3 protein-coding genes are annotated in these 3,000 nt (G+C 38.8%); 1 reads left to right on the top strand and 2 read right to left on the bottom strand.

Annotated features, from left to right (window positions below):
• Window positions 1-186: 186 nt before the first annotated feature.
• Complete coding sequence (locus ACSFVZ_RS19925) at window positions 187-963, bottom strand: EAL domain-containing protein (protein ID WP_435559483.1); 777 nt, start codon at window positions 961-963, stop codon at window positions 187-189.
• Window positions 964-1,727: 764 nt separating this feature from the next.
• Between ACSFVZ_RS19925 and ACSFVZ_RS19920 the strand changes: the two genes are divergently transcribed.
• Window positions 1,728-2,321, top strand: coding sequence for a class I SAM-dependent DNA methyltransferase (locus tag ACSFVZ_RS19920; RefSeq protein ID WP_235384003.1), 594 nt, complete (start codon window positions 1,728-1,730; stop codon window positions 2,319-2,321).
• A 64-nt stretch (window positions 2,322-2,385) separates the two neighbouring features.
• Here the strand turns inward: ACSFVZ_RS19920 and ACSFVZ_RS19915 are convergent, their stop codons facing one another.
• Window positions 2,386-2,646, bottom strand: coding sequence for a hypothetical protein (locus ACSFVZ_RS19915; RefSeq protein WP_435559482.1), 261 nt, complete (start codon window positions 2,644-2,646; stop codon window positions 2,386-2,388).
• Between the last annotated feature and the right edge of the window lie 354 nt (window positions 2,647-3,000).

The following is a 3,000-nucleotide window of genomic DNA, read 5'->3' as shown; positions in this document are numbered from 1 at the left end:
ATTTTGGTGTCTCTATGAAGCGCGCAGCGCCTCGGTGACCTCTGTGGTTCAAATCTTTATTTCACAAAGAGAAGTGAATGAGCCAATAGTAAAAGAACTTACTGATTTGCCTCTAAAGCGCAGCGTCTTATAATCTCTCTGTAAATTAGGTTTTTGATATAAATCTGATGCGGGTTGACGCGAGTTTTAAGCCTCACGCAACAGACTAAAATCTACCTCAGGCAAACTCTCAAAACCCGGACGTGCAAATAAATAACCTTGCATTAAACTCACCCCAGCTTGGCGTAACCATTGATATTCCTCAATCGTTTCAATACCCTCAGCCAGCGTAGTGATATTTAATTCATCAAACATCGCAATACAATGGCTCACAATTGCTTGACGAGTTTTATTTAAATGAATATCTCTAATTAGTGCCATATCAAGTTTAATAATATTGCTTTGAAAGTCAGCTAATAAATTTAAACCCGAATAACCAGAACCAAAATCATCCGTAGCCGTAATAAACCCCAACGACTGATAATATTCAACAACACGTTTAATGTGATTTGTGTCTTCAACTTGCTCAACCTCGGTAAATTCAAACATAATCTGCTCTACCGGAAAGTCATATTGTTTAGCCGCTTCAAGGGTTGTTCTAATACAGCGCTCAGGTTTGTAAATCGCGTTAGGTAAAAAGTTGATACTCAAAATAGAATCAAGCTTTAGCTTTGCTGCAAGCGAAATAGCTTTGATACGACAAAGTTGGTCGAAGGTATAGCGGTTCTCATCGTTCACTTGTGAGATAACAGAATAAGCCGACTCATTATTAAGCCCGCGAACTAATGCTTCATAACCAAAGATCTGCTTTGCTGCGCAGTCAATGATAGGCTGAAAAGCCATGGTGAAATCAAAGCCAAGTTCTAGTTTGTCTTTACAGTTATTGCAACCTGTTGGCTGGCAATGAGTTTGCTTGTCGTGCATGCTTACCTCAGACTAAAGTCTTCTTAATACATAATAGTGCTAGTAAATTGCCAATTGTGCAATGTTGTTGAGTTAAAAGTATAAAACTATAGAGAAAATATGTAGCTGCCGTTTTACATAGTGTCAAACAGGCATTTATTTACTGTAGGTTCTTTATGCACAAAGAGAAAACAATGAGGTATAAAAACTTACTTCTCTAAAGCTCAGCCTCTTTGTGTGTATTTGTTTTCTCTGTGTAGCGCACAGCGCCTCTATGTACTCTGTGGTTCCAATATTTTTTGCACAATGAGGAGTGAATGAGAAGGCATTGAGGATTTATCGTATTTACTGCCAGTATATTTTCATAGACATATTAGATTTTCTCTAACCACAGAGGACATAGAGTGCACAGAGGAAGACAATGAGGTATAAAGAATTACTTCTCTAAAGCGCAGCGTCTCTTAGCCTCTTTGTGAGTATTGGTTTTACTCTGTGTAGCGCGCAGCGCCTCGATGAACTCTGTGGTTCAAATATCTTTTTGCACAAAGAGAAGTGAATGAGAAGACAATGAGATACTAGTTAATCCTATTAATTTTTCCTCTAAAGCGCAGCGTCTCTTATCCACTTTGTGAGTATTATTTCTTCAATATTGTGCCTCATCTATTACGCTGGAGTATAAAAATATTTCCCGCCAAAAATACTTAAAATCAATTTGATATCTTTTTAGTACCTAGCTTTAATGGTATTTTAGCGCCAAGCAATCTTGCCCCTATAAAGGAAGTAAAATGGCATCCAAAACCGTCGAATACTACAACCAAAATGCGCAAGCATTTGTAGATGCCACACTCGATGTAGACCTCAATGAACTTTATGACGAATTCTTACCGCTGATCCCAAAAAAAGGCGCTTTACTCGATGCCGGTTGTGGCTCTGGCCGCGACGCCTTCATCTTTAAAGAGCGTGCTTATAGCGTAAATGCATTCGATATCAGCCCAGCTATGGCAAAGCTGGCGTCAGAATACTTAAACCAAGACGTAGCAGTAAGCAGCTTTCTAGAGCTAAACGACGTTGCCAAATACGACGGCATTTGGTGCTGCGCAAGCCTTATTCACGTAGCAAAAAACGATTTAACCGACGCATTCAACAACCTTGCCCGCGCATTAAAGCCACAAGGCATCGTGTATGTATCGTTTAAATACGGCGACGGCGAGCGCGAACACAACGGTCGCGAATTTACCGATCTAAACGAACAAGCCCTTGAGAGCATAATTAAAGGCACAGACCTATTTATCCTCAAGTCGTGGCAAAGCGCCGACCAACGCCCAGAGCGCGCTACAGAAACATGGCTAAACGCCATTTTGCATAGAAGAACGATATAGTCGTTTGGCTGCGTTTTCGAAGTTCAAATAACAAAAAAGGTCGGCAATTGCCGACCTTTTAGCTTTAGTAATTAAACTCTTTTGCATCAAATTCACTTCTGCGTTCTTGCAGTGTTAATTGATGCTTTTTTGAATTCCATTTATTCTTTCTTGGGTTTGAGCTAAGTGCAGAAGTAATACACTTCGCAGTGTTAGCATAAAAACCAATTTTGTTTTCAAGTGCACAGCACCAATCGTTTTTGCTATGACCAAAGTAAGTTTGGTTAACAATTTTACTTTTTAGTCTAGCGTAATGATGACGCCTTAATGAGCGCAATTTTTTCATATTTTATCTCCACGTTGGAAGTGGCTACTGCTTCCAGTAACCGCCTAATCGGGAGATGAAGTTCAACATTAGGTATTTGCATAGAGCTTGATATCCTTAAAAGCTCAATAACACGTGGTTATCTTTAAAAATTGCACAGGGTTTTGATGATTTTTAGTCTGATAAAACTAAAGTTGTAAAATTATTGTACGTCTTTTTAGTTAACTTTTCACTTAATTTCACTTGATTACAATAGAAGCTATAATTTCATTTGTCGAAAAAACCTATATTTTTCATGCTGATCTGATTTAATGGCACCGCACACTTTTGTGAAGGATAATTAGTCCAACAACAAAGGTGTGAAAATGACCCAAC

It is taken from the genome of Pseudoalteromonas nanhaiensis, assembly GCF_051235485.1.
Classification (GTDB): Bacteria; Pseudomonadota; Gammaproteobacteria; order Enterobacterales; family Alteromonadaceae; genus Pseudoalteromonas; species Pseudoalteromonas lipolytica_C.
Note: the sequence above shows the minus strand (reverse complement) of the source record. Positions and strands in the feature narration are given on the sequence as shown.

Excerpts from the sequence above, each read along its gene's own strand:
- ACSFVZ_RS19920 (WP_235384003.1), top strand. The coding sequence starts at position 1,728 with ATGGCATCCAAAACCGTCGAATACTACAACCAAAATGCGCAAGCATTT.
- ACSFVZ_RS19915 (WP_435559482.1), bottom strand. The coding sequence starts at position 2,646 with ATGAAAAAATTGCGCTCATTAAGGCGTCATCATTACGCTAGACTAAAA.
- ACSFVZ_RS19925 (WP_435559483.1), bottom strand. The coding sequence starts at position 963 with ATGCACGACAAGCAAACTCATTGCCAGCCAACAGGTTGCAATAACTGT.